23 protein-coding genes are annotated in these 26,151 nt (G+C 43.3%); 13 read left to right on the forward strand and 10 right to left on the reverse strand.

Going from position 1 to position 26,151, the window contains the following annotated elements:
• The first annotated feature begins 1 nt into the window (after position 1).
• Together DZC72_RS04375 and DZC72_RS04380 are read left to right on the forward strand one after the other, a co-directional pair.
• Positions 2-1,165, forward strand: coding sequence for an efflux RND transporter periplasmic adaptor subunit (locus tag DZC72_RS04375; protein ID WP_125221655.1), 1,164 nt, complete (start codon positions 2-4; stop codon positions 1,163-1,165).
• A gap of 6 nt (positions 1,166-1,171) precedes the next feature.
• Positions 1,172-4,639 (forward strand): efflux RND transporter permease subunit, encoded by a 3,468-nt coding sequence (locus tag DZC72_RS04380; protein WP_125221656.1) that lies wholly within the window; start codon positions 1,172-1,174, stop codon positions 4,637-4,639.
• A gap of 34 nt (positions 4,640-4,673) precedes the next feature.
• Here DZC72_RS04380 and DZC72_RS04385 read toward each other — a convergent pair whose 3' ends face one another.
• Positions 4,674-5,429, reverse strand: a complete 756-nt coding sequence (locus tag DZC72_RS04385; RefSeq protein ID WP_125221657.1) for a DUF4184 family protein — start codon at positions 5,427-5,429, stop codon at positions 4,674-4,676.
• 126 nt (positions 5,430-5,555) lie between these two features.
• Positions 5,556-5,903: a toxin-antitoxin system YwqK family antitoxin gene (locus DZC72_RS04390; protein ID WP_125221658.1), complete on the reverse strand. Its 348-nt coding sequence runs from the start codon at positions 5,901-5,903 to the stop codon at positions 5,556-5,558.
• Positions 5,904-6,166: 263 nt separating this feature from the next.
• Between DZC72_RS04390 and aspS the strand changes: the two genes are divergently transcribed.
• The 6 genes from aspS to DZC72_RS04420 all read left to right on the forward strand — a co-directional run bounded on the left by aspS (position 6,167) and on the right by DZC72_RS04420 (position 12,625).
• A complete protein-coding gene (gene aspS, locus DZC72_RS04395; RefSeq protein WP_125221659.1) occupies positions 6,167-7,915 on the forward strand; it encodes an aspartate--tRNA ligase in 1,749 nt (582 codons plus the stop codon).
• Positions 7,916-7,977: 62 nt separating this feature from the next.
• Positions 7,978-9,765, forward strand: a complete 1,788-nt coding sequence (locus tag DZC72_RS04400; protein ID WP_125221660.1) for a chloride channel protein — start codon at positions 7,978-7,980, stop codon at positions 9,763-9,765.
• Between the two features lie 171 nt (positions 9,766-9,936).
• Positions 9,937-10,374, forward strand: a complete 438-nt coding sequence (locus tag DZC72_RS04405) for a GNAT family N-acetyltransferase (RefSeq protein ID WP_125221661.1) — start codon at positions 9,937-9,939, stop codon at positions 10,372-10,374.
• 165 nt (positions 10,375-10,539) lie between these two features.
• Entirely contained in the window at positions 10,540-11,964 is a 1,425-nt protein-coding gene (locus DZC72_RS04410) for a M20 family peptidase (protein WP_125221662.1), read from the forward strand.
• Between the two features lie 131 nt (positions 11,965-12,095).
• The gene (locus DZC72_RS04415; RefSeq protein ID WP_125221663.1) at positions 12,096-12,371 is read left to right on the forward strand and encodes a hypothetical protein; all 276 of its coding nucleotides are present in this window, start codon (positions 12,096-12,098) and stop codon (positions 12,369-12,371) included.
• A gap of 62 nt (positions 12,372-12,433) precedes the next feature.
• On the forward strand, positions 12,434-12,625 hold the full coding sequence (locus tag DZC72_RS04420; protein ID WP_099546095.1) for a cold-shock protein: 192 nt from the start codon (positions 12,434-12,436) through the stop codon (positions 12,623-12,625).
• A gap of 68 nt (positions 12,626-12,693) precedes the next feature.
• Here DZC72_RS04420 and DZC72_RS04425 read toward each other — a convergent pair whose 3' ends face one another.
• Positions 12,694-13,137 carry a nucleoside deaminase gene (locus DZC72_RS04425; protein WP_125221664.1) on the reverse strand — a complete coding sequence of 148 codons (444 nt, stop codon included), beginning with the start codon at positions 13,135-13,137 and terminating at the stop codon, positions 12,694-12,696.
• Between the two features lie 96 nt (positions 13,138-13,233).
• On the opposite strand from DZC72_RS04425, the gene DZC72_RS04430 reads away from it, so the two are divergent.
• Both DZC72_RS04430 and DZC72_RS04435 read left to right on the forward strand, forming a co-directional pair.
• Entirely contained in the window at positions 13,234-15,000 is a 1,767-nt protein-coding gene (locus tag DZC72_RS04430; protein ID WP_125221665.1) for a 1-deoxy-D-xylulose-5-phosphate synthase, read from the forward strand.
• A gap of 83 nt (positions 15,001-15,083) precedes the next feature.
• Positions 15,084-16,211 (forward strand): DUF3078 domain-containing protein, encoded by a 1,128-nt coding sequence (locus DZC72_RS04435; RefSeq protein ID WP_125221666.1) that lies wholly within the window; start codon positions 15,084-15,086, stop codon positions 16,209-16,211.
• On the opposite strand, the gene dgt is transcribed toward DZC72_RS04435, so the two are convergent.
• On the reverse strand, positions 16,208-17,551 hold the full coding sequence (gene dgt / locus DZC72_RS04440; RefSeq protein ID WP_125221667.1) for a dGTP triphosphohydrolase: 1,344 nt from the start codon (positions 17,549-17,551) through the stop codon (positions 16,208-16,210). The genes DZC72_RS04435 and dgt overlap by 4 nt on opposite strands.
• A 176-nt stretch (positions 17,552-17,727) precedes the next feature.
• Between dgt and DZC72_RS04445 the strand changes: the two genes are divergently transcribed.
• From DZC72_RS04445 to DZC72_RS04455, 3 genes are all read left to right on the forward strand, one after another.
• Entirely contained in the window at positions 17,728-18,111 is a 384-nt protein-coding gene (locus tag DZC72_RS04445) for a carboxypeptidase-like regulatory domain-containing protein (protein ID WP_125221668.1), read from the forward strand.
• A gap of 178 nt (positions 18,112-18,289) precedes the next feature.
• On the forward strand, positions 18,290-20,560 hold the full coding sequence (locus DZC72_RS04450) for an inorganic phosphate transporter (protein ID WP_125221669.1): 2,271 nt from the start codon (positions 18,290-18,292) through the stop codon (positions 20,558-20,560).
• Positions 20,511-21,248 carry a DUF6503 family protein gene (locus DZC72_RS04455; protein WP_243641640.1) on the forward strand — a complete coding sequence of 246 codons (738 nt, stop codon included), beginning with the start codon at positions 20,511-20,513 and terminating at the stop codon, positions 21,246-21,248. The genes DZC72_RS04450 and DZC72_RS04455 overlap by 50 nt, the downstream gene beginning before the upstream one ends.
• A 1-nt stretch (position 21,249) precedes the next feature.
• Here the strand turns inward: DZC72_RS04455 and nadD are convergent, their stop codons facing one another.
• From nadD to DZC72_RS04485, 6 genes are read right to left on the reverse strand one after another with little or no spacing between them, the layout of a single operon-like run.
• A complete protein-coding gene (gene nadD / locus DZC72_RS04460) occupies positions 21,250-21,834 on the reverse strand; it encodes a nicotinate (nicotinamide) nucleotide adenylyltransferase (RefSeq protein WP_125221670.1) in 585 nt (194 codons plus the stop codon).
• A 51-nt stretch (positions 21,835-21,885) separates the two neighbouring features.
• Complete coding sequence (gene gmk / locus DZC72_RS04465) at positions 21,886-22,470, reverse strand: guanylate kinase (RefSeq protein ID WP_125221671.1); 585 nt, start codon at positions 22,468-22,470, stop codon at positions 21,886-21,888.
• Positions 22,470-23,327: a YicC/YloC family endoribonuclease gene (locus DZC72_RS04470; RefSeq protein ID WP_125221672.1), complete on the reverse strand. Its 858-nt coding sequence runs from the start codon at positions 23,325-23,327 to the stop codon at positions 22,470-22,472. The genes gmk and DZC72_RS04470 overlap by 1 nt, the downstream gene beginning before the upstream one ends.
• Positions 23,328-23,380: 53 nt before the next feature.
• Complete coding sequence (locus DZC72_RS04475; protein WP_125221673.1) at positions 23,381-24,202, reverse strand: 3-keto-disaccharide hydrolase; 822 nt, start codon at positions 24,200-24,202, stop codon at positions 23,381-23,383.
• A gap of 17 nt (positions 24,203-24,219) precedes the next feature.
• Entirely contained in the window at positions 24,220-24,969 is a 750-nt protein-coding gene (locus tag DZC72_RS04480) for a 3-keto-disaccharide hydrolase (protein ID WP_125221674.1), read from the reverse strand.
• 15 nt (positions 24,970-24,984) lie between these two features.
• Positions 24,985-26,037 carry a sugar phosphate isomerase/epimerase family protein gene (locus DZC72_RS04485; protein WP_125221675.1) on the reverse strand — a complete coding sequence of 351 codons (1,053 nt, stop codon included), beginning with the start codon at positions 26,035-26,037 and terminating at the stop codon, positions 24,985-24,987.
• Positions 26,038-26,151: the final 114 nt, after the last annotated feature.

Consider the following 26,151-nt stretch of genomic DNA (forward strand, 5'->3'; position numbering starts at 1 on the left):
TATGAAGAAACTACTTTTTCTGGCCATTTCAATAGGACTCATATCCTGCGGGGGCGAAAACCAATCCGTATCGGGTGTTATAGAAAAGGGTGATTTGGAAGCGATACGAGCCAAAAAGAACGAGCTGGTAACCCAACAAAAAGAACTGGAAAGCCAATTGGCACAGTTGGATTCCGCCATATTGAAATTTGGAACGGAAGAAAAACTACCATTGGTCAATACGATCGAAGTAAATCCCCAGATATTCAATCACTACTTGGAGCTTCAGGGCGATGTAAGTACCAAACAGAACGTGCTTATCTATCCAGAAATGGCGGGTACCTTGCAAAAGGTATACGTGAAGGAAGGACAGCGCGTAACCAAGGGGCAGTTATTGGCGACCATAGACGATGGCGGTATGGGAAGCCAGCTTTCCCAATTGAAAACGCAGGCAGAACTGGCCAAAACCACCTTTGAAAGAAGGAAAAGGCTGTGGGACCAACAGATAGGGTCCGAAATCGAATACCTATCGGCGAAGGCTGAATTCGAGGCGAGGCAAGATGCCGTTAAACAAGCGGAAAGCCAATTGGGGAAATCGTCCATTAGGGCCCCTTTTTCAGGTATCATTGACGATGTTATCAAAGATCAGGGAACCGTGGTTGCACCCGGTCCGGGTTCCGAAGTATTCCGCATCGTAAACCTTTCCGATATGTTCATAGAGGTCGATGTACCCGAAACGTATCTGGGGGCTATCACAAAAGGCAAGGAGGCCTTGGTGTATTTCCCGGTTTTGGGTGACAGCATCCAAACGGAAATCAGGGAAACCGGAAACTTTATCAATCCCGCCAATAGGTCGTTCAGCGTTGAAATACCGGTTCCCAACAAGGACGGAAAAATAAAACCAAACCTCACCGCCAAGGTGAACCTTAACGATTACACCAGCGAGAATGCCATCTTAATACCTTCAAGTATAATTTCCGAAAACGCGGAAGGTGATCAATATGTTTTTGTTGCCGGTAATCCCGATTCTGAAAATGAAGCGATTGTAAAAAGAACCATAATAACCATTGGTAAAACCCAAAAGGGACAAGCAGAGGTATTGTCCGGTCTGGAAGCTGGGGACCAAGTGATCAAGGAAGGCGCCAGAAGTGTTAAGGACGGCCAAAAAGTAAAAATTCAAAAGTAAGTTTCCATGAGCGATAAAGTAAAGAAAAACGCCGACAAGGAGTTTAAGCTATCCTCTTGGGCCATTGACAACCCATCGGTGATATATGTAATGATCGGCATATTTTTATGGTTGGGGTTTTCGGCTTATATGTCCATGCCAAGGGAGGATTTCCCGGAGATTGTGGAAACCAAGATATACATTAGCACTCCCTATCCAGGCAATACGGCAGAGGATATTGAACGATTGATCACAGATCCCTTGGAGGACCGACTCAAAAACGTGAGCAACGTCGTAGAAATTGTTTCCACTTCCCAAGAGGACTATGCCATCATTACGGTAGAATTCGATGAGGAAATTACCGTGGAACAGGCCAAACAGAACGTAAAGGACGAAGTGGATTCTGAGAAAGCCAGTGAGGACTGGCCCACGTTCAACGGTGCCAAGGTAGAACCCAATGTCTTCGACCTAAACTTCTCCGAGGAAGTACCCATCATGAACATCAATTTTACCGGGGACTATCCGGTGGAGCGCTTAAAGGAATTTGCCGAATATCTTCAGGATGAAATAGAGGACCTTCCTGAAATCAAAAAGGCCGATATACGAGGGGCTCAGGAAAAAGAGGTAGAGGTAGCCGTGGATATCTACAAAATGATGGCCGCCAAAATCAGCTTCCAGGATGTATTGAATGCCATTGGGAACGGAAACATGACCATATCCGCCGGAAATTTAAAGGCCAGTGGACAACGAAGAACGATCCGGGTTTTGGGGGAGATCGAAAATCCCAGTGACCTGAACAACTTTGTGGTAAAATCAGAAAACGGTGCCGTGTATTTAAAGGACATAGCGAAGGTTACCTTTGAGGAAAAGGACAAAACTACGTATGCCCGGGAATTTGGGGATAATGTGGTGATGTTGGACGTGAAGAAACGTGCCGGTAGGAACGCCATTTCAGCCGCGGACAAGATTAGGGAAATTGTAAAACAAGAGCAGCAAGACTACTTCCCGGCAGATCTGCACATATCCATCGCCAACGACTCTTCCACTAGAACGCTGAATCAGGTGGACGACCTGGTGAACAATATCATTTTCGGGATCATTCTAGTGGTCACCGTATTGATGTTCTTCCTTGGGTTTAGAAACGCCCTTTTCGTTGGATTCGCCATCCCAATGTCCATGTTCATGTCCTTTATGATCCTTTCATCCTTGGGATACACCCTCAACACCATGATCCTTTTTGGGATGATCATGGGGCTGGGTATGTTGGTGGACAATGGTATTGTGGTGGTGGAGAACGTATACCGACTCATGGACGAGGGTATGCCCAAAATAGAGGCTGCCAAAAAGGGTATTGGGGAAATTGCCTATCCTATCATCATTTCTACGGCCACCACGGTAGCGGCCTTCGTTCCGCTAGGTCTTTGGCCCGGAATCTTTGGTCAGTTCATGAAGTATTTTCCCATAACGCTTTCCGTGGTATTGGGATCATCCTTGGTAGTTGCCATTTTTATGAACTCCATGTTGGTGTCCCAATTCATGAATACCAGTGAAAAGGAACTTACCAAAAAACAGTTGATCCGTTTGAGCATCATCTTAGGTGGATTTGGAGCCCTAATATTGATTTTTGGTGGAGCCATGCGCGGATTGGGTTCAGTATTGATCCTAACCGGAATCATGTTCTGGGTCTATAAATATGTCATTAAGGGAGCGGCACAGCGTTTTCAAAAGAAGGCAATGGCCCGTTTTGAGGATTGGTACGAAAGAAGATTGGTGCATGCCTTACGGGGCAAAAACGTGTATTGGTATTTTGGCCTCACCTTTCTTTTATTGATTGCCGTGTTCATGCTCTTTGGCGTGTCTTTGGGTACGGGACGGACCAAGGTGGAATTTTTCCCGGACAACATTCCCAATGAAATCTATGTCTACATAGAATACCCGGAAGGCACCGCAATCGAGAAAACGAACGAGATCACCAAGGAAGTCGAAAAACAGGTCTACGGACTCATGGACGACCCGGCCTACAAAAAGAACGGGGAGAACTTCATCGTAACCTCGGCGGTATCCGTAGTAGGCGAAGGAGCCGGAAACCCACTTACAGATGGTGGTTCATCCGCAGAAATGCCTCATAAGGGAAAAGTGACCGTAAACTTTGCGGAATTCAAATACCGTGACGGCGTGAATACGGAGGATATCCGCGCCAAGGTTCAGGAGGCCGTAGCGGGTATTTATCCCGGTGTGGCCATATCCGTAGAGAAGGAGGCAAACGGTCCGCCAGCAGGCCCTCCCATCAATATTGAATTGGAGGGCAGGGATTACGATCAGTTGATAAGTACCGCAGAGGACATTCGGAATTTCTTGAACACCAAGAACATTGAAGGTATCGAGGAACTGAAAATCGACGTCAACAAGAGTAAGCCCGCCATGCGCGTGAACGTAGACCGTGAAAAGGCCGGGGAACTCGGCGTGGCCGTAGGCCAGGTAGGGAACCAATTGCGCCGATCGCTTTTTGGCGAAAAGGCCGGGGTCTATAAGGAAGACGGTGAGGATTACGATATTAATGTTCGTTTCAACGAAGATCTGAGGTATAATAAAAGTGCCCTGTTCAACCAGAACATCATTTTTAGGGATCCCGCAAGCGGACAGATCAAGGAAGTTCCCATCTCCGCCGTTGCCAAGGAAACCAATACTTCCGGCTTTAGTGCGATCAAACACCGTGATGGCAACCGTGTGGTTACCGTGTATTCCGGGTTAAAAGCCGGGGGGAACGCCGCTGCCATCGTTGCACAGATCCAGGAGGAGATGAAGCAGTTTGAAGGTATGCCAGAAAATATAAAAGTGGATTATACCGGGGAGATCGAGGAACAGAACAAGCAGCAAATGTTCTTGATCGGTGCCTTTTTCTCTGGACTTGGACTCATTATGTTGATTTTGATATTCCAATTTGGGGGGATTTCAAAACCCTTGATTATTATGATCGCCATTTTCCTGAGTTTTATTGGAGTATTTGGCGGATTGATGATCACTGGTTGGTCCTTTGTGATTATGATGACCATGATGGGAATTATCTCCCTGGCGGGTATTGTGGTGAACAACGGCGTGGTACTGCTGGATTATACCCAGATTTTGGTAGACCGAAAAAAGGTGAAACTGGGAATGGACGACAAGGACCTTTTGACCTTGCCCGAAGCTACAGAAGCCATCGTTAAGGGAGGAAAGGCGCGTTTGCGCCCCGTAATCCTAACGGCTATTACCACTGTGTTAGGATTGATTCCGTTGGCCATAGGTTTGAATATCGATTTCTTTGCCCTCTTTTCCGAGTTTAACCCACATATTTACATTGGTGGGGATAACGTGGTGTTCTGGGGACCCTTGGCCTGGACGGTTATTTTCGGCCTATTGGTAGCCACCTTCTTGACCTTGGTTATTGTACCGGTATTGTTCAATATCGTATACCGAATCAAGATAAAGCTGAGAAGTTTAAGAAGCAACAACTAGTTTCAAAATAGTTTTAAAAGACTTTCCGGTTGGTTTATTCAGACTGACCGGGAAGTTTTTTTGGTTTTAGTCCGTAGGTAGGGAAAAATCGTAGGGCGATACTCAGGGCTATCAAAGCCCCAAAAAAACATCCAATAGCGGAAAAAACAAAAGATCCCAGTTCCTGAAACCCATACATATGACGTATACTTAAAAAAATAGCCGTGAGCAGACCCATAAAACCCCAGGCCACCAACCTATACTTTAGGGAAGGAAGTTGTACTTTTTCCTCAGGTAGTTTCAGCACAAACCAAAAGACAAGGATAATACCCAAAACCGAACTTACAAACTGAAAAACATTGAACAAGGATATTCCCCAAAGCTTCCGGTAAAAAAAGTCGTAATAGTAGTTTACAATGTAACCGTCATAATGGGTGAAGTCGTCCCACAGCAAATGGGTAAACACGCCCAAGAGGATGGATATGAGTACCCTGACCCAATGCTTCCGGAAATAAGGAACCCAATTAAATGCTAAGGAAAAGACCAACCGAGTGGCCAGGAAATAAGGCAGAATACGCAGAAATAGATGCTTCACCAGGCCATGATAGAGAAACAAGATACCAATGGCTACAGGTATGTTGAAAAGGAGGATACCGGGCCATGAGTCGGCCCAGTTCCCATTGACCTCCATGCGCAGGAATCCCTCGAAATCCGGAACCAGACTACCCACGATCAATCCAGAAGTGGAAAGAGGCCCATTTTTCCTCAAAAAGGGAAGTACGACTGCGGGATGTGCAAAGGTAAACGGCATAGATGCTATTGTATATCCTAAACGGCTTGTTAGCCATTTTCTTACAATTTAAATATCCGAATAACTGTATGGCATAAAAAAGCCCGATACCATGGTACCGGGCTTCCATTCTTTTATTGGGAAATGCTAGTTGGTCACTACGGACTCCTTAGCATTCATCTGTTCTACACTGGCAATCCTGTTGTTATCAAAACTGACTTCCTTTACAATGTCACCTTCCCAGAACAACCAAGTTCCGGTCTTTACGCCCTTGTCATAGTTGCCCATGGCAATTTTCTCACCTTTGGTATCGTACATAATCCATTCTCCCTGTAATTTTTCGTTCAGGAAAAAACCTTGTTGGGAAATTTCCCCATTGGCATGAAAATAGGTCGCTTTTACCTCTTCCCCTACCTTTTCAAACTTGGGAGCTATCTGTTGCGCATTAACACCAAAAGAAAGTGCTAAAATGGCGATTATCAATAAACGTTTCATAATATATATATTTTAATTAAGTACCTTCGACATAACATTAACGTTACAAATGTAGCATTATTTTACCATAAATCAATATTTAGGTAACATTTACTTAACATTAAATTTACATTAAAACGATAGGTATCTGTTTTTTAACAACTTACAATTTAAACTTTAACAATTATACCCTTCCCTACATTTTAAAAAAGGTGTGCCCTAAATAGATTTTTAATCAATCAAGACTTATTAAATTTGCCTTTTCTTTTTATAAACCGATACTTATGTACAGAAGCCATACCTGTGGGGAATTAAGGGATTCACATATAAATACCGATGTTGTTTTATCCGGTTGGGTGCACAAGACCCGTGACAAGGGATTTGTGGTTTGGGTGGACCTACGTGACCGATACGGAATTACCCAATTGGTTTTCGATCAGGACCGCAGTTCTGCAGAACTCTTGGAAAACGCCCGAAACCTAGGTAGGGAATTCGTTATCCAAGTAAAAGGATCGGTCATTGAAAGGGCTTCCAAAAACGATAAGATTCCTACAGGAAATATTGAGGTCCTAGTAAAAGAACTAACCGTACTTAACAGCTCCAAAACACCTCCCTTTACCATTGAGAACGAAACGGACGGCGGTGAGGATCTTCGCATGAAATACAGATATCTGGACATTCGCCGAAATCCGGTAAAAAACAACCTCATCTTTCGAAGCAAGGTTACCATGGAGGTGCGAAAGTACCTTTCGCAACAGGGATTTATAGAGGTAGAGACCCCCTATTTGATAAAATCCACTCCAGAGGGCGCACGTGATTTCGTGGTGCCCAGCCGTATGAACGAAGGTCAGTTCTATGCCCTGCCACAATCTCCACAGACCTTTAAGCAATTGTTGATGGTGGGCGGCATGGACAAATATTTCCAGATCGTGAAGTGTTTTAGGGACGAGGACCTTAGGGCAGATAGACAACCGGAGTTTACCCAAATAGATTGCGAGATGGCCTTTGTGGAACAAGAAGATATCTTGAACGTCTTTGAGGGACTTACCCGATACCTTTTAAAGGAAATCAACGGCGTGGACGTGGACACCTTTCCCCGTATGACCTATGACGAGGCCATGGAAAAATATGGAAACGATAAACCGGACATCCGTTTTGGGATGGAATTCGGGGAATTGAACCAAGTCGCCCAACATAAGGACTTTAATGTATTCAACAACGCTGAATTGGTGGTAGGTATCGCCGTTCCCGGTGGTAACGCCTACACCCGAAAGGAAATAGACCAACTCATTGACTGGGTCAAAAGACCACAAGTGGGTGCCCTAGGAATGGTGTACTGCCGTTGCAATGAGGATGGTAGCTACAAATCCTCTGTAGACAAGTTTTACGACCAAGAGGACCTTGCCAAATGGGCTGAAGTGACGGGCGCCAATCCTGGAGATTTGATTTGTGTACTTTCTGGGGAAACACATAAAACACGTACCCAATTGAGTGCCCTCCGTATGGAATTGGCTCAACAATTAGGCTTGCGGAAATCCAATGAGTTCGCACCCTTATGGGTCGTTGATTTCCCGTTGTTGGAACTGGATGAGGAGACCGGTCATTACCATGCCATGCACCATCCATTTACATCGCCCAAGCCTGGGCAATTGGAATTGTTGGATTCAGACCCGGCGGCGGTTCGCGCCAATGCCTATGATTTGGTGTTGAACGGGAACGAAATTGGCGGGGGTTCCATCCGTATCCATGATAAGGAGACCCAGTCCATCATGTTTAAACACTTAGGATTTACACCGGAAGAGGCAAAAGCACAGTTCGGGTTTTTGATGGATGCCTTCCAGTACGGTGCACCGCCCCATGGTGGCATCGCCTTTGGTCTGGACAGATTGGTCGCTATTTTGGGCGGACAGGAGACCATTCGCGATTTTATCGCCTTCCCCAAGAACAATAGCGGTAGGGACGTGATGATCGATGCTCCGGCACCTATTGATGATGAACAACTTAAGGAGCTAAATCTGAAATTGGATTTATAGGAAATAAAAAATCCCACTTTTAGGTGGGATTTTTATATACCTTTAAATGAAGTTTTTCAGGAATGCCAACCCAAAACAAATCATTCTTAAAGCGTTTGCTCATTTGGAGGTACAAGCATATTTCCGAAAAGACCTTCATCTACATCCTCAGCGTTGTAGTAGGGCTGTTGGCGGGATTGGCATCGGTCACCCTAAAAAACATTACCTATTTCATTGAAGCCTCCCTGGAACGAGGCATCATCTTCTCCAGTAACCAATTATACTTTATACTGCCCATCATAGGGTTGACCTTGGTATATCTCTACGTTAAGTTTGTGCACAAGGAACGCTTGAAACACGCCGTGTCCTCCATCCTGTTCTCCCTTTCCAAAAAAAAAGGCATCATTGACCGAAAACAGATTCTGACCCAACTGGTGGCCGCACCCCTGACCGTAGGTTTTGGGGGTTCGGTAGGGCTTTTGGGTCCCGCAGTGGCTTCTGGTGCGGCCATTAGTTCCAACTTGGGGAGGTTGTTCCATATCAATGCCAAGACCCGCTCGTTGTTGATCGCCTGTGCTTCGGCAGGTGCCATAGCTTCCATCTTTCAATCGCCCATTGCGGCCATCATATTCGCCGTAGAGGTCTTTAGCATGGACCTCACCATGCTTTCCATGCTTCCATTATTGTTGGCATCTATTTCCGGAGTGCTCACCTCCTACTTCTTTCTGGGTAACGAGGTACTGTTCAACTTTAGCATATCCCGGGCTTTTGAGGTCAAGGACACGCTTTTTTATATTGTTCTGGGCGTTGGTACGGGAGTGGCCTCCATTTACTTTACCAAAATGTATTTTGGCATCCTGCATTTGTTCAAACCGCTCAAAAGTCCTAAATACCGCCTTCTGGTGGGCGGACTCGCCATAGGCATCATGCTGTACATGATTCCACCGCTCTACGGGGAAGGTTTCAGCTTTATAAACAACCTATTGATCGGCGACCATATACAGGCCCTTGGAAAGACGCCTTTTGATGCCTTCATGGACAATATCTGGGTGGTCATCGCCCTCTTGTTCGGTATTACGATATTCAAGGCCGTGGCCATGACCACTACCTTGGCGGCCGGCGGGGCGGGGGGAATCTTCATTCCCACCATGGTGATGGGCAGTGCCTTGGGCAACGTGGTGGCGAAGGTCATTAACAATCTGGGATTGGGCTTCTCGGTTTCGGAGAGTAATTTTACGCTCATTGGCATGGCCGGACTCATCGCCGGGGTGTTGCACGCGCCTTTGACCGCTATATTCCTCATTGCCGAGATCACAGGAGGCTACGGTCTTTTCGTTCCACTGATGATTACGGCATCCATCTCCTACCTGATCACAAAAAACACCATAGACTATACGATCTATACCCGGGAACTTGCCGAACGCGGCGACCTCCTCACCCATAACAAGGACAAGGCCGTGCTGACACTTATGCAGTTGGACGACCTCATTGAGATGAACTTTAAAAAGGTGGACCAACACATGACCTTGGGCGAAATGCTCCATGAATCCGTGGCCAAGTCTACCCGAAATATCTTTCCCGTAGTGGATAGCCAGGAAGCCTTGGTGGGCATAATCCTATTGGACGATATACGGGAGTTTATGTTCGATACAACCCTTTACAAAAGCACCAAGGCCATCACCTTTATGCAAAAGCCCCCTGAAATCATATTTTACGGGCAAGACAAGATGCAGGCCATCATGCAAAAGTTCCAGGATAGCGGGGCATGGAACTTACCAGTGGTCAAGGATGGTAAATATCTGGGCTTTGTCTCCAAGTCCAAATTGTTGACGGCCTACCGAAGGGAACTCATCAACTTTACGGGGAACTAAGGTTTTAGGCTTAGTTCGGCAAATTTGGTATACACCTATTTAAACTTGTTTCCACGGACCAACCTTGATTTTAATCCATTACAGCTTTCATCGGTTTAATTCCTATATTGGGGGTATATAGATGTATTTTACATCCATATAATCAAGTTAGCAACAAGCTATAGCACTCACATGGAAATAGAAATTGAATTTACTATTGAATCTTGCGAAAAGGAAAATATAAAGAAAATCGTTGACGGACTTAATGAATACAACCTGAGTAAAGTTTCTGCAATTGCTGATATGTGGACTCGTTTGGAGTTTGTAGCAAAAGATAAAAACGGAATTGATATTGGTGGAATATTGGGTGGACTTGGATATTGGAATGGTCTTGAAATAAAAATCCTGTGGGTAAAAGAAGAATACCGAAATAAAGGAGTTGGAACTAAAATTTTAAGATACATCGAAAAAATAGCTATTGAAAGAGGAGCGGAATTTTCAATGCTTGACACGTTTGATTTTCAAGCAGAGGAATTTTACTTGAAAAACGGATATAAACCAATTGGAGAAATAAAAGGTTTCCCAAAAGGACACAGAAGAATATATTTCTCGAAACAATTAACGCAATAAATAAAAGCCAGTTGCTAACAAAAAACTGAGTTAAAAAAACAAGTTCTTTTAGTTGAATTAAAGACATAATGCTTAGCCTTCGGCAGGAAACTATTACGTATTTAGCCATCCCAGAATTTCATACCTTTAGAGAGACCAAACAAGTTATTCTCAAACCACCACCCTATGAAAAAAATACTTCTGTTTTTACTGCTGTTATTGATTGTCGTTGCGGGCATTTTGGTCTTCAACACCCTAAAAATGGGCTCCAAACAAGTGGCCCCGGGCACTGTCGAAACTATAGCGCTCCCAGACGATATCTTTAAAAACCTATCAAAGGGACTGCAATACGAGACCATTTCCTTTAGCGAGGACGCCATTCCGGACTCGACCGCGTTTTTTGGCTTTCACAGGTATTTGGAAGCAACCTTTCCCCTAGTGCATAAAAATCTGTCTCTTGAGAAAATAAATACCTATAGCCTGCTATACACTTGGAAAGGCTCCGATGCTTCCAAAAAGCCGCTTATTTTAATGTCGCACCAAGATGTGGTTCCCGTGGACCAGCCCACACTCGCGGACTGGGAGGCAGGGCCTTTTGCCGGTACGATTACGGATACCCATGTCATTGGCCGTGGCACCTTGGACGACAAGGGCACTTTGATCGGACTTATGGAGGCCGTGGAAAAACTGTTGGAGGAGTCCTTTGTACCGTCCCAGACGATATATTTGGCCTTTGGACACGATGAGGAAGTTGGGGGCAGCAAAGGTGCCGCCGAAATCGCAAAGCATTTAAAGTCAAAAGGTGTTACCGCGGCCATGGCCTTGGACGAAGGCGGATTTTTGGCAGAGAACCTAGTTCCCGGTATTGAAACCGTAGCCATGGTCAACCTGGCCGAAAAAGGATTTGCCTCTTTTAGGCTTATTGTAGAAACCAAAGGGGGCCACAGTTCCCAACCGCCCAAGGAAAATACCATTGGAATGTTGGCAAAGGCCATTGTGGACCTGGAAAACAACCAATTGCCCTACAAACTGGTGAAACCCATCGATTACCAACTGGAATATATGGGCGCGGAACTCCCGTTCTTTAAAAGAATGGCCTTCGCAAACCCTTGGCTGTTCAAGGACCCCATACTGGAGGCATTGAACGCCCACACCACTACGGCCCCTACCATTGTAAGCGGCGGCGTTAAGAACAACGTAATCCCCACGGTAGCCGAGGCGACCATCAACTTTAGGATATTGCCCGGCGAGACGATAGCATCGGTACAGGAACATATTGAAAACACCATTTCCGATAAGATCAGGGTAGAACCTGTGGGGTTTTTGACCAACCCTTCAGAAGTGTCAAGCATCGATTCAGATGCCTATAAAATCTTGGAACAGACCATACGCACCCAATTCTCGAACAGCGTAGTAGTGCCTGGATTGGTAGGGGGAGGTACGGATGCACGGTATTTTTACGGAATTGCGGAGGATGTGTACCGTTTTTATCCCATCAGGTTAGGACCGGATAGCATGTCGCGATTTCACGGAATAGACGAGAAAATCAGCAAGGATAACTACAGGGAAATCATTTCATTTTCCTACCAGCTTATCAAGAATTTCAATTGAGGTTTTTTTTACCCGACGATTTTTATCCTGACGAACCTTAGCATGCCAATAGGGATTTTGAACCGATTTGCTGCAAATCTGTGTTATGGTAAACCCGATGGATTCCATTCCATATTTCCTAACTTTGTCCCATGAAATATCTTATCATATTTATCGTCCTGGCTTCCTTTGGATGCATTATTTACGGATTCAATCTGGAGGATTCCCAAGAGGCAATCGCACACAAGTTCATCGGTGGTGGTACGGCAGGCCTTTTTTTAGTGGCCATGCCTTTGTTCCTGATCAAGGAAAGCAGAGGTAAAAAAATGAACGACTATATGTTGACAGAAGAGAACATTCGAAGAATGCAGGGAAAATCGACAAAAAACACTGAAAATCAAAGATTTCCAAAGGACAAAAAAGAATAATCCCCAACTACTTGACCTAAAATTTCTTATTTTAGGGTGTTAATTACCTAATTTTTATTTTAATGACTGGCACAGTAAAATTTTTTAATGAATCCAAAGGTTATGGTTTCATTACAAACGACGACACGGGAAAGGACATTTTTGTCCATGCGACCGCCCTGAACGGAAAGGATATCAGGGAAGGAGACAAAGTAGAATACGTTGAACAAGAAGGCAGAAAAGGCATAGTAGCGGGACAGGTAACTGTTCTCTAGTAATAAGTATTTGATTTTGTAGGAACATAAACCACGCAATGCGTGGTTTTTTTATGTTTGCCGATGTGCTATCGCCGTTTTTTTTCAAAAAATCGCAGTAAAAGATCGGATGCCTCATGCTCCAGAATGCCTCCTACCACTTCTGTTTTTGGGTGTAAATGGGTTCCCATGGCCCTAATGCCCCTTTGGGGATCCGATGCCGCAAATACAATTTTGGAAATTTGGCTCCAGAAAAGCGCTCCACCACACATTTGACAAGGCTCCAAGGTGACGTACAGCGTACAATCCCTGAGATATTTTCCACCCAAAAAATTGGCTGCGGCGGTTATAGCCTGCATTTCGGCATGTGCCGTTACATCGTTCAATTTTTCCGTAAGGTTATGCGCCCTGGCTATAATTCGATTCTTGACAACAATAATGGCCCCCACCGGAATCTCATCCTGTTCAAAAGCATATTGGGCCTCCTGAAGGGCCTTCTTCATGAAAAAAGAATCATCAAAGGGAGCTATCATACCGTAAAAATACAATAAGATGGAAAGGCCTACTAGATTTTAAAAACAATTGTTTTGGTGGGTAAAAGAAGTATTTTTGCCACGAATAAACTCCAAGTGGATCCACTTTTAGCACATATAGACTCGCCCAAGGACCTTAAAAAACTCTCGAAGGACCTGTTGGCCCAAGTGGCCAGGGAGTTAAGGGAGTTTATTATTGACATCGTGGCTACCAAGGAAGGGCATCTGGGAGCCAGCCTTGGTGTTGTGGAGCTTACGGTTGCCCTGCACTATGTATTTAATACGCCTTATGATAAATTAATATGGGATGTGGGCCATCAGGCGTATGGACATAAAATCATTACGGGAAGAAAGGACCTATTCGAGACCAATAGACAGCTCAACGGGATTAGTGGTTTTCCAAAAATGAGCGAAAGCGAATATGATGCCTTTGGAACAGGACACAGCTCTACTTCCATTTCGGCGATATTGGGAATGGCCTTGGCATCCAAATTAAAAGGAGAACACCAAAGACAGCATATTGCGGTTATAGGAGATGCCTCCATAGCCAGCGGCATGGCCTTCGAAGGTCTTAACCATGCGGGTGTCACGGATACCAACATTCTTATTATTCTCAATGATAATGCCATAGGAATAGACCCCAGTGTGGGTGCCTTAAAAAAATACCTGACCAATGTAAAAAAGGGCACGGCTAAGGACGAAAACATTTTTGAATGCCTAAATTTCAATTACTCGGGTCCATTGGGTGGTCATGACCTTTATGGATTGATCAGCGAACTAGAGCGCTTAAAAAGCGTTCCTGGCCCCAAATTGTTGCATGTGATCACCACAAAGGGAAAGGGCCTTCAAAAGGCGGAAGAAAACCAGGTAGCCTATCATGCTCCTGGCAAATTCGACAAAACTACCGGGGAACTTTTAAAAAAGAGCGATCGGCCTGAGCCATTGAAATATCAGGATGTTTTTGGTCATACCTTGGTGGAACTTGCAAAAAACAATGAAAGAATAGTGGGAATTACGCCGGCGATGCCCACGGGAAGTTCCTTAAAGTATTTGATGGAAGCCATCCCAGATCGTGCCTTTGACGTTGGGATCGCCGAACAGCATGCCGTAACCATGGCCGCAGGTATGGCAACAGCAGGACTGGTGCCCTTTTGCAACATTTACTCAACCTTTTTGCAACGTGCCTATGACCAAGTGATCCACGATGTGGCACTGCAAAATATACCGGTCGTTTTTTGTTTGGATAGGGCAGGATTAGTGGGTCAGGACGGCCCCACCCACCATGGGGTGTTTGACATTGCCCATTTACGTTGTATCCCCAATATGATACTCTGCGCCCCTTTGAACGAGGTTGAACTTAGAAATATCATGTATACAGCGCAATTAGGATTGGAAAACCCCATTGCTATTCGTTATCCACGCGGCAGAGGGGTCCTATTGGATTGGCAGCGACCTTTTGAAAAGATAGCCATCGGCACATCTTTTGAGATAAAAAAAGGAAGAAAAATTGCCATCCTCAGTTCGGGAACCATTGGAAACAACATTACTGAATTGTTGACAGCAATCAAAAACGATGAGGCCTTGGGACATTACCACTTTCCCTTCATAAAACCTTTGGACAAAAAACGTATACAGCAGGTCCTGGAAAGTTATGACCACATTGTAACGGTGGAGGATGGATCGGCCATTGGGGGTTTTGGCAGTGGCATTCTAGACGTAGCAAACGATTTGGGGCCCTACAAAAGCATCAAGTTATTTGGAATCCCTGATAAATTCATAACCCATGGTACCCAGGAAGAATTATACCGTTTGGCACAAATAGATATGCAATCCATTAAAAACTATATAGAGACGCTTTTATGAAAAGTCCCATACAACTTCTAACACCCATTTAGATGATTCTTGGCAAATTACATCTGACCAATTAAAAACAATAAGAAACACAGATGAAAAACGTTTTTTTCAATAGATCCAGACTCTTTTACTTTTTTACACTTTTTATTTCAATAGTGTCATATTCACAGGATACGATACCCTCGCCCATCGTTCCGGATACGGTTATCATCGATACTACCGTGGTGGATACCATTGTAATACGAAAGACCCAGGAAAAAATCAAACACATTCCAAGGGGTGTGAATTTGACGAACCCCGTAATTTCCTTTAAACGCACAAAACCCCTAAAGGACAAATACGACCCCTTTAGGGTGCCCTCTTTTTGGAACAAGGAAAATACGCTGGGAATCAATTTAAGCGAGGCCGCCTTTATCAACTGGAATGCCGGGGGTGACAATGCGGTCAGCGGACTAGGATTTTTAAAGATCATACGGGATTATAAGTTTCGATACTTTAAGTGGGACAATATCGTTGAACTCAGGTACGGACTAAATGCACAGGAAGGTAGGAAAATAAGAAAGACCGAGGACGTGATACGTTTAAGTTCCAACGTGGGCTATAGAAGGGACACGATCAGCAATTGGTACTATTCCGTCCAATTGAACTTCAATACCCAATTTTCAAATGGTTATAAATATCCTGATAGGGATAACCCCATTTCAAGGTTCATGGCTCCGGGATACCTCTTCTTTGGTGCGGGTACGTCCTATATCAGCAAAAATCAGAAATTCAACCTGTACATGTCTCCTTTGACCCAAAAATCGACTTTTGTATTGGATCAGGATTTGGCGAACAAAGGTTCCTTTGGTGTGGAAAAAGCCATTTTGGATGATAATGGAAATGTACTAACGCCGGGGGAAAACCATCGGTTGGAGCTTGGTATACTCATTACGCATAAATGGGAATTCAATATTGCCGAGAATATCGATGCCAATAGCCGATTAAACCTATATACCGATTATCTCAGGAGCTTTGGAAACGTGGACGTTGATTGGGAACTTAACGTAAAAATGAGGGTCAACAAATACATCCTGACCACCCTGGGTACCCATGTAATCTATGACGACGACATCCTTTTTGATGAAGTACAAAATGATGCGGGGGTAGTTACAGATCGTGGCATTCCCAAAATACAGTTCAAACAGGTACTTGGCATAGGGGTCACCGTGGATTTTTAAAGTTGCTTGCCCGTAATTTTATTATGGATGTGTACGGCGGAACTATCGGAGAGACTGGCCACAAAGCAACAGGCATTCAATAAGATTTCATAAAGGGACAGATCCGTTCTTCGATAAAATTCGGGAAGGGTTTGCAATATCAAATGATGGTAATTGGTGGCGGTGTTATGCTTTTTTTGAACTAGGGCATCCGTATATACCTCCAAAATATCGGCTATAATCTTATATCCCGCGATCTCCTTTTCAATTACTTCATTGGCCTTATATACACGTTCCACGCTCAAGCTGATAATGTCCCGTACTTGCGCATCATATTTACTTTTATCCAGTAAAGAAACTTCAAAAGTACCATTTAGTATATTTTCTTCGTTATCCATAAAAATAGATACCGCATCCTGAATTAGTGTGTTGATGGCCAAGGCCCTTAAATAGCTGATACGATCTTCCCTGTACGCAAGGGTATTATACTTTTTGGTATTTATGGAATCCTTCACAAGTTTTATTAGGTATTCGAGGGCATAATCCTCAGATATAAGCCCCAGATTGATACCGTCCTCAAAGTCTATTATGGTGTAACAAATATCATCTGCCGCCTCCACCAAGTACGTGAGTGGATGCCTAGCAAAAGTTAGATCTTCGCCAGTACGGGTCCGTATCAATCCCAAATCTTGGGCAATGTCTGCAAAAGCCGCCTTTTCCGACTGGAAAAACCCAAATTTTTTATCCGAAATATGCTTGGTAGGTCTTTTAGGGAGGGATTCCTTGGGATATTTCATAAAGGCCCCCAAAGTGGCATAGCTCAGGCGCAATCCACCGGAAACACCTGCCCTATCCTGTGTCAATAGCTTAAAGCCATTTGCATTGCCCTCAAAATCAATAATATCCTGATATTCCTTGGGCGTTAAGTGTTCCCTAAAAACAGCGCCCTTCCCATTTTTAAAATATTCTCCTATGGCCTTTTCTCCGCTATGACCAAACGGAGGGTTTCCAATATCGTGTGCCAAGGCTGCAGCGGCAACAATGGCTCCAAAGTCATTGAACTTATAGCCATGGATCTCTTTTAAATGGGGATGCCTCTCAAGAATTTTTTGACCTGCCAACCTACCAAGGCTTCTTCCAACTACGGAAACTTCCAAGCTATGCGTGAGCCTGGTATGTACAAAATCGGTTTTTGACAGTGGTATAACCTGAGTTTTATCCTGTAGACTTCTAAATGCCGCGGAGAATATAATACGATCGTAATCCACATCAAATCCCAAACGGGTTTCATTCTGTTCGTTCCTAATTCTTTTATTGACATCGCCCTTTCTGCGCAATGATAGTAATTGCTCCCAATTCATGTTGCTTCTTTAATCCTTGCAAGATACATTTTTTGCGATGTAGAAAGACCATACCAAATCATTCTACGACCAAAAACTATCGATACCTTAACCTTAAGAATATAAAGAGATAACCCGAACATAACCTTAAATTAACCTTGCATGTTTTTATTTGCAGGCAAATAAACTGTTTCCAAATGAGAACATGCCTTTATGCAATCGTTACCCTTCTTACAACCATGGCCTATGCACAGGGAAGTGGCTCGATTCGCGGTAAAATCCTGGATAATGAAATGTTCAACGAGCCTTTGCTTATGGCAACCGTTTCCTTGAAAAATACCCAGTGGAAAGATCAAACCAATTTTAACGGGAATTTTGAGATTACAGATGTGGAACCGGGCAACTACACCTTGGAAATCAGTTTTTTAGGTTACGAGTCTCGAGAAGTAGCTGTAGAAGTAAAGGAGAACCACCAACTTGAAATCTTGGAGTCGCTAAATGCCAAAACCTTATCATTGCCCGTGCTGGCAGAAGGTTCTGAAAAAATGACCTCGGACCGGTCTTTGGAACCGAATTACTGATTGGTGCATCCATCTAGGTTCAAAATTTTCAAAGTACCATCTTTTACGGATTTATTTCCTATTTTCATCGTCTTGAATTGAAGCAGGGATATAAAGCCTAATTCCTACTGACTTCATAACCTTATTTTAACCTGATTGACGAATTATAATATCATTTTTGCATTTATTTAATTTTTAGATGGGAGAAAACATTTACCTCTTCATGATCATTGCCCTGGCCGTATTGGCCATTACGGACTTGGTAGTTGGAGTAAGTAATGATGCGGTCAATTTTTTGAATTCGGCCATAGGTTCAAAGGCCATATCCTTCCGGACCATCATGATCGTTGCAAGTGTTGGAATCGCATTTGGTGCCATATCGTCCAGCGGTATGATGGAAGTGGCGAGAAAGGGAATTTTTAATCCAGGTGAATTCGTATTCTCTGAAATTATGATCGTTTTTATGGCCGTAATGATTACGGACATCTTGCTTTTGGATTTTTTCAACACCTTGGGCATGCCCACATCCACAACGGTCTCCATTGTATTTGAGCTTTTAGGGGCGGCAGTCGCTATATCCATTGTTAAAATTTATGCAGATGAAGGCAGTATATTAGATTTGGCCAATTACATAAATACCGATAAGGCCACGGAAATCATACTGGGCATATTACTATCCGTCGTTGTGGCGTTTACCATTGGTGCGGTCGTACAATTCCTAAGCCGAATCCTTATTTCCTTCAAATTCCACGAAAAGCCAAAGTGGTATGGAGCCGTATTTGGAGGATTAGCCATCACTGGAATCATTTATTTTATTTTGGTAAAAGGTCTTAGTGGTACTTCGATTTTACCAGAGGCAGTGAATGAATTCATAGACACAAAGGCATCTATGTTTATATTGATGAACATTGTGTTCTGGACCTTGGTATCCTTTGTGGTATCGGCGTTTTTGAAATGGAATATTTATACCCTTATCATCATATTGGGCACTTTTGCACTGGCCATGGCCTTTGCTGGCAACGATTTGGTGAATTTTATTGGTGTACCTTTGGCCGCATTGGAATCGTTTACCAGTTGGAAAAGCTCTGGAATCCTTGCTTCGGAATTTAACATGCGGGGACTTTCCGCCGCTGTACAGACCCCCACCTATCTCCTTCTTTTATCTGGGGTAGTAATGATCGTTACACTATGGTTTTCCTCCAAGGCCAAGAGTGTAGTAAAAACAAGTGTAGACCTGTCAAGACAGGATGAAGGCGACGAACGTTTTGAACCCAATTTTCTGTCTCGCCAAATTGTTAAATATACCATTAGGGCATCTGAGAACTTGAGCGGACTTATTCCAAAAGTCATTCAAGACAAAATCGACAAGCAATTCGAAAAACCCTATGTGTATATCCCAAAAAGCAAAGTAAAGGATTTACCCGCCTTTGATTTGGTGCGTGCATCCGTAAACCTTATGGTCGCAAGTGTATTGATTTCCATGGCCACATCCATGAAACTTCCTCTATCCACTACTTATGTGACCTTTATGGTCGCCATGGGATCTTCATTGGCCGATAGAGCCTGGGGGCCAGAAAGTGCTGTCTACAGGGTTGCAGGTGTACTCAATGTGATTGGCGGTTGGTTTTTTACGGCCTTTAGTGCTTTTACAGCTGCGGCAATCATTGCCTATATCATTCATCTTGGTGGCATTTTTGCCATTGGAGCGCTTTTGATCCTGGCATTTCTTCTTATTGGCAAAAATTATCTTTCCCATACCAAAAAACTGAAGGAAACCAAGTTGGAAGAGAAATTGCAACGTGCAGAAAGCAATACGATTATCGGGTTGATCGAAGAAAGTGCCTCCAATATTGCACTTTCCATGAAAAGGGGAAACAAAATCTATACACAAAGCATCGACGGGCTTGCAAAACACGATATAGATACGCTTAAAAAAGGAAAAAAGGGCATAAGTAAACTTGATAAGGAAGTTGAGGATTTAAGAAACAACATCTTTTATTTTATTAAAAATTTGGATGAATCCAGTGTAGGTACAAGTAATTTCTACATCACCGCATTGAGCTATTTACAGGACATGACCCAATCCTTGGAATATATATCCAAAGCAGGGTACAAACATGTTCATAACAACCACAAGAGGCTTCGTTTTAATCAAATTAAGGACTTAAAGGAAACCGAGTCCTATGTAGAGGAACTTTTTAAAAGCATCCAAGAGATTTTTGAGAACAAAAGGTTTGAAAAGTTAACTCCGCTTCTCATGAACAGGCAGGATTTGCTCAATAAACTGGACGCTAAAATCGCTAAGCAGGTAGAACGTACCCGGTCTGATGAATCGAGCCCAAAAAACACTGCCCTATACTTTAGTCTTTTGTTAGAGACCAAAGATCTATTGACAGCCATTATGAACCTAATAGAGATTTATGAAAAGTATTCAAATTCTAAAGTGGTTTCTACCAGTACTTTTCTTTAACGTTTTACTAAGTAATGCCCAAGAAGAATTAACCGGGACCCAACTTTTGGAGAAGGCCATTACCTATCACGATCCCAATGGCAATTGGAAAAGCTTTAAAGGGAAAATGGCCATTATCATGACTACCCTAGATGGCGACACCCGTAGAACGCTGTTGGAACTGGATCTACCATCAAGCTATTATAAATCCACCGTTAGAAAGGGCAATCATACCGTAGAGTATATTATTGATCGGGGCGAATGCAAGCTCCTTCTTAATAATAACGCTGTGATAGCGGACAGGTACAGGGATAGCTTGCAAATTACCTGTGAACGGGCAAAAAAAATGAAGGATTATTATACGTATCTCTATGGCCTTCCCATGAAATTAAAAGATCCGGGGACCATTTTAGACCCCAAAGTGGGTAAAAAATCATTCAAGGGAAAAGAGTACCTGGTGTTAAAGGTAAAATATGACGAAAAAGTGGGGAGCGACACGTGGTACTTTTATTTTGACCCTACCAATTACAAGATGGAAGTCTATCAATTTTACCACGACGAATCCAAAAACGACGGCGAATACATCCTATTATCGGAAGAAATTAGCGTCAACGATATAAAAATACCCAAGGTCAGGGCATGGTACTACAACAAGGACGACAAATATTTAGGTACGGACGACCTGGTAAAGGCGAATGCCTTTAAATAAGTTATCTGTAAAAATTCATCTCATCCATATACTTCCAAACGGAAGCAGGCAACATAGGCTTAATGTTTTTCCCTTTTTTATGCTCCTTTCGAATAAAGGTGGATGAAATTTCCATTATAGGGGCGTTTACCCTATGTATTTTAGGATGATCTTTAAATTGATTTTCAACGTTACCCATGGAAATCCTTGGATACACATAAATGTCGAACCCCTCCAATATCTCCTCGTAATTCTTCCATTTGTGGAAACCTTTTAGGTTATCCTCGCCCATTATCAAACAAAACTGATATCCATCAGTGTACTTTTCCGTTAAATGAACTAAGGTATTTATGGTGTAATTAGGCTGCGGAAGGTCGAACTCTATTTTGGAAGGTTTTAACTTTGGATACTCCTCGGTGGCTTCCAGTACCATTTGGTATCTGTGATGATTGTCCAAAAGTGATTTCTTCGCCTTAAACGGACTTTGTGGCGTTACCACGAACCAAACCTCATCCAAATCGGAGAACTCCACCATATGGTTCGCTATGACCATATGGCCTATATGTATCGGGTTAAAGGTGCCAAAGTAGAGGCCTATCCTTTTCATAAGACTAGTAAGCTTTTATTCTTAGGAAGGAAACAAAACTGTAGAAACACACTACCCTTTTTTCTCTACGCCCACAAACTCAGCGACCAATTCCTCCGCTTCCTTTAAGGCAACTTTTAAATCGTAGTTCTTTATAATCTTATCGAATTGGGGCGCTGTTGCCAATTCTACCGATGCCTTTGCAATACGCATATTGATCTTATCGTCGCTCTCCGTACTTCGTTTTTTTAATCGGATTTTAAGCTCGTCTACACTGGGCGGTTTTACAAAAACCGCCAAGGTACGATCCGGAAATTTCTTTTTTATACGCAGGCCCCCAACAACGTCAATATCAAAAATAACATTCTTGCCCTGGGCCCATAATCGCTCCACCTCACTTTTCAAGGTTCCATAAAAGTTGTCACGGTATACCTCTTCCCACTCCAAAAAGTCATCGTTCTTGATATGGCTCTTAAACTCGGACACTGTCATGAAATAGTAGTGCTCCTTATTTTTCTCCTTGCCCCTTCTGGGCCTGGAGGTAGCCGAAACGGAAAACGCTAAATTAAGTTCTGGAATGCCCAAAAGATGACGAACAATGGTGGTTTTTCCACTTCCAGACGGTGCCGAAAAAATAATGAGCTTTCCTCCTTCCATTATAATACGTTTAGCATCTGTTCCTTTATTTTTTCCAATTCGTCCTTCATTTGGACCACCAACTGCTGCATGGGTGCGTAATTGGCTTTTGAACCAATGGTGTTGATTTCCCGCCCTATCTCTTGGGAAATGAAGCCCAATTTCTTACCATTACTGTCATCAGACTTCAAGGTTTTTTCAAAGTAGTCCAAATGGTTTGCCAGGCGTACCTTTTCCTCCGTAATATCATACTTCTCCAAGTAATAGATGAGTTCCTGTTCAAATCGATTGGCATCTACCTCCACCTTTATATCCTGTACGGCCTTTTCCAACCGTTCCCGTACATTGGCCTGCCTATCCGGATCCATGGCCACAACATTATCCAAAAGGGTCTGTAAAACTTCTATTCTTTCCAAAAAGTCCTTTTCCAGCACACTTCCTTCCTCAGACCTAAAGGCATTTATTTCTTCAAGTGCCTCGTTCAAGGCGCCCAAAATAGCCTTGTACTCTTCGTCATCTATGTCGTCCCTATCGGTTCGCAAGGCATCCGGCAACTTCAAGGCCATTTCGAGCAATTGAATATCCTCACCATGTGCAATGGATTTCAATTGTTTCATATACTGTCTTACGACGTTTTCATTGACTTGGCCTGAAGCCTCGTCACCCGTAATTTCCACGTAAAGATTAAAGTCGACTTTGCCACGTTGCAAGGAGTTTGCAATTATCTTTCTCAATTCCAATTCCTTCTCCCTGTAGGCTGAGGGCATTCGGGCATTCAAATCAATGCTCTTGCTGTTCAAGGATTTAATTTCTACCGTAATCTTTTTTGTAGGAAGCTGGACCACGTGCTTCCCAAATCCAGTCATGGATTGAATCATAAGTCGAATTTATTGTTGGTAAAGGTAACTTTTTTGAATTGCTTTTGTAATTTCTATAGTTCCCTTACCCAAATATTACGATAACTCACCCGGCTATCGTCACCATGATCCTGTAAAATTAAAGGTCCTTTGCCGTGCACCGGATTTTTTGGCCATCCTATATATGGAGTAGTACCTTTAATCTCAATATGGTCTTGAACCAAGACCCCATTATGGATAACCGTCATAGTTCCGGATTTTATTTTTCCTCCTTCATCATTAAATTCAGGAGCGTGATAAATAATATCATAGGAATTCCAATCTCCAGTAGGTACGGAGGCCATTGCCAAAGGTACATGCTGTTTATAAATGGAAGCTACCTGGCCGTTTACATAGGTTGGATTATCGTTATTATCCAACACTTGAACCTCATAGAGCCCATTTAGGAAGATACCGCTATTACCCCTATTTTGTCCTTCCCTCTGTACGGGAAGAGGGGACCTCCATTCAATATGGAGTTGGATGTTGCCAAAATTTTGTTTGGTCTGGATGTCCCCGGTTTTGTCATTAACCGTCATGCTACCATCGTCATTCAAATGCCATTTTGCGGCGGTACTATCCTTGGCGGAAATCCAATTGTCCAAACTACTGCCATCGAACAAAATTATGGCATCGCTTGGAGCGCCATTTTGTGAAGTTGGATTGACAACGGGAACCTTGGGTTCATAGAACTCGGTTTCCTCCGGAGTTGTTGGCTCCGTACCACTGTATTCCTCATGGACGATTACCTCATCCCATACTGGTGTTTCAGGTTCCATCGATTCCTCCTTGGCTTTCTCCTGACAAGCGACAAACAATAAGGAAAATAACAGTCCGCTACTATAAATTCTCTTCATAATAAGTTGTCCGTTTTTTAAAGCTCCTTAATCTTGATGTTTTTATAGGCTACGCCGTCCCCGTGATCTTGTAGCGCTATTTTACCGGTAGGGTATTTTGCAAAATGTTCCCATTCCGCAAATTTGGAATTGGCCACCATTTCACCCCATTTAGGGTCGTTCACGGGAAATTCCACCACGGTTTCCCCGTTCAATTCAACCGACCCCTCGTTTGTTTTATGGTTTATGGTGATAACCATTGTATTCCATTCGCCCACGGGTTTGGTAACATCTTTGGTTGGCGATACCATATCATACAAGGCACCAGATTGATGACTGGTACCGTTTTTTCCATCAGGGTGTCCTTCATTGTCCAAAACTTGTATTTCAGGACCGGTAAGATACGGCTGTCCCAAATCTTTCATTTCATTAACGCCCCACATGACACCGCTATTTCCATTTTGGGCAATCTTCCAATCAATGGACAGAATAAAATCGGTATAGCTATTATCGGAAACTAAATTAAACTGATTGCCGCTCTCCCTAGACTCTGGTGGATAGAACACCATAGCGCCGTCCTCAATCTTCCAGTTATCGGAGACATTGTCCTTTAAATATTCGTGCCAACCGGTAAAGGATTCCCCATCGAATAAAGAGGTCCATTCATTGCCCATTGACATCTCTGCCGTTTCGTCCATTTCTTCTACGGTCGGGGTATTTTCCTTTTTTACTTCCTTACACCCTAAAATCAATAAGGCAAGTACTGCTTTTCTAAATATGTTTTTCATGTGTATAATGTATGTTTAAAGTCCCAATATTTTTTTGAGCATTTGTTCATCGGTTTCTGCACCCGCAAAATCATCAAATGTCTTTTCGGTAGCTTCAATAATGTGGTTCTTAATAAAAATGGCCCCTTCCCTTGCTCCTTGTTCCGGACTTTTAATACAACATTCCCATTCCATTACGGCCCAAACATCGCATCCGTATTGGGTCAACTTGGAAAAGATGGTCTTAAAATCGATTTGGCCATCGCCCAATGAACGATACCTACCCGCGCGGTTGCCCCAATCGTTATAACCACCAAAGGCTCCTTTCTTTCCTGTAGGGTTGAACTCGGAATCCTTTACATGGAATGATTTTATGAACTCATGGTAGAAATCAATATACTGAATATAATCCAATTGCTGCAGAACGAAGTGACTTGGGTCGTAAAGTATATTTACTCGTTTGTGGTTATTGGTAGCCTCCAGAAATCGCTCAAAAGTATCACCATCATGAAGATCTTCTCCTGGGTGGATCTCATAACAGACATCCACACCTTCCTTGTCAAAGTGGTTCAATATAGGCATCCATCTTTTGGCCAACTCTTCAAAGCCCATCTCTACAAGTCCTGCCGGTCTTTGTGGCCATGGATGCATGGTATGCCATAGAAGCGAGCCTGAAAACGTGGCATGGGACGTTAGGCCTAGCCTTCTACTTGCCGTAGCGGCCTTCTTTACCGTTTCAATGGCCCATTCCGTTCTGGCTTTGGGATTGTTATGTACATTTTTTGGCGCAAAGGAATCGAACATCAAATCATATGCTGGGTGCACCGCCACTAATTGTCCCTGTAGGTGCGTGGAAAGTTCCGTAATTTCCAAGCCATAGGAATTTATCTTGCCCTTGAGCTCGTCACAATAGGTCTGACTCTCAGCAGCCTTGTCCAAATCTATAAGAAAGCTTTCCCATGTAGGTATCTGGATTCCTTTATACCCTAAATCTGCCGCCCATTTACACATTCCGTCCAAGGTGTTGAACGGTGCCTTACTATCTACAAATTGTGCTAAAAATACTCCTGGCCCTTTAATTGTTTTCATTTGTTCTTTTTAATTGTTTTAAGCGGTTAGATGTAATTCGCCATCCCGATAATTACCGGCACCTCTTGATATTTATGATCAATGATTATGGTTTATTTCATTTTTAATAAGTGG

Source organism: Maribacter algicola (assembly GCF_003933245.1).
GTDB classification, from domain to species: Bacteria; Bacteroidota; Bacteroidia; order Flavobacteriales; family Flavobacteriaceae; genus Maribacter; species Maribacter algicola.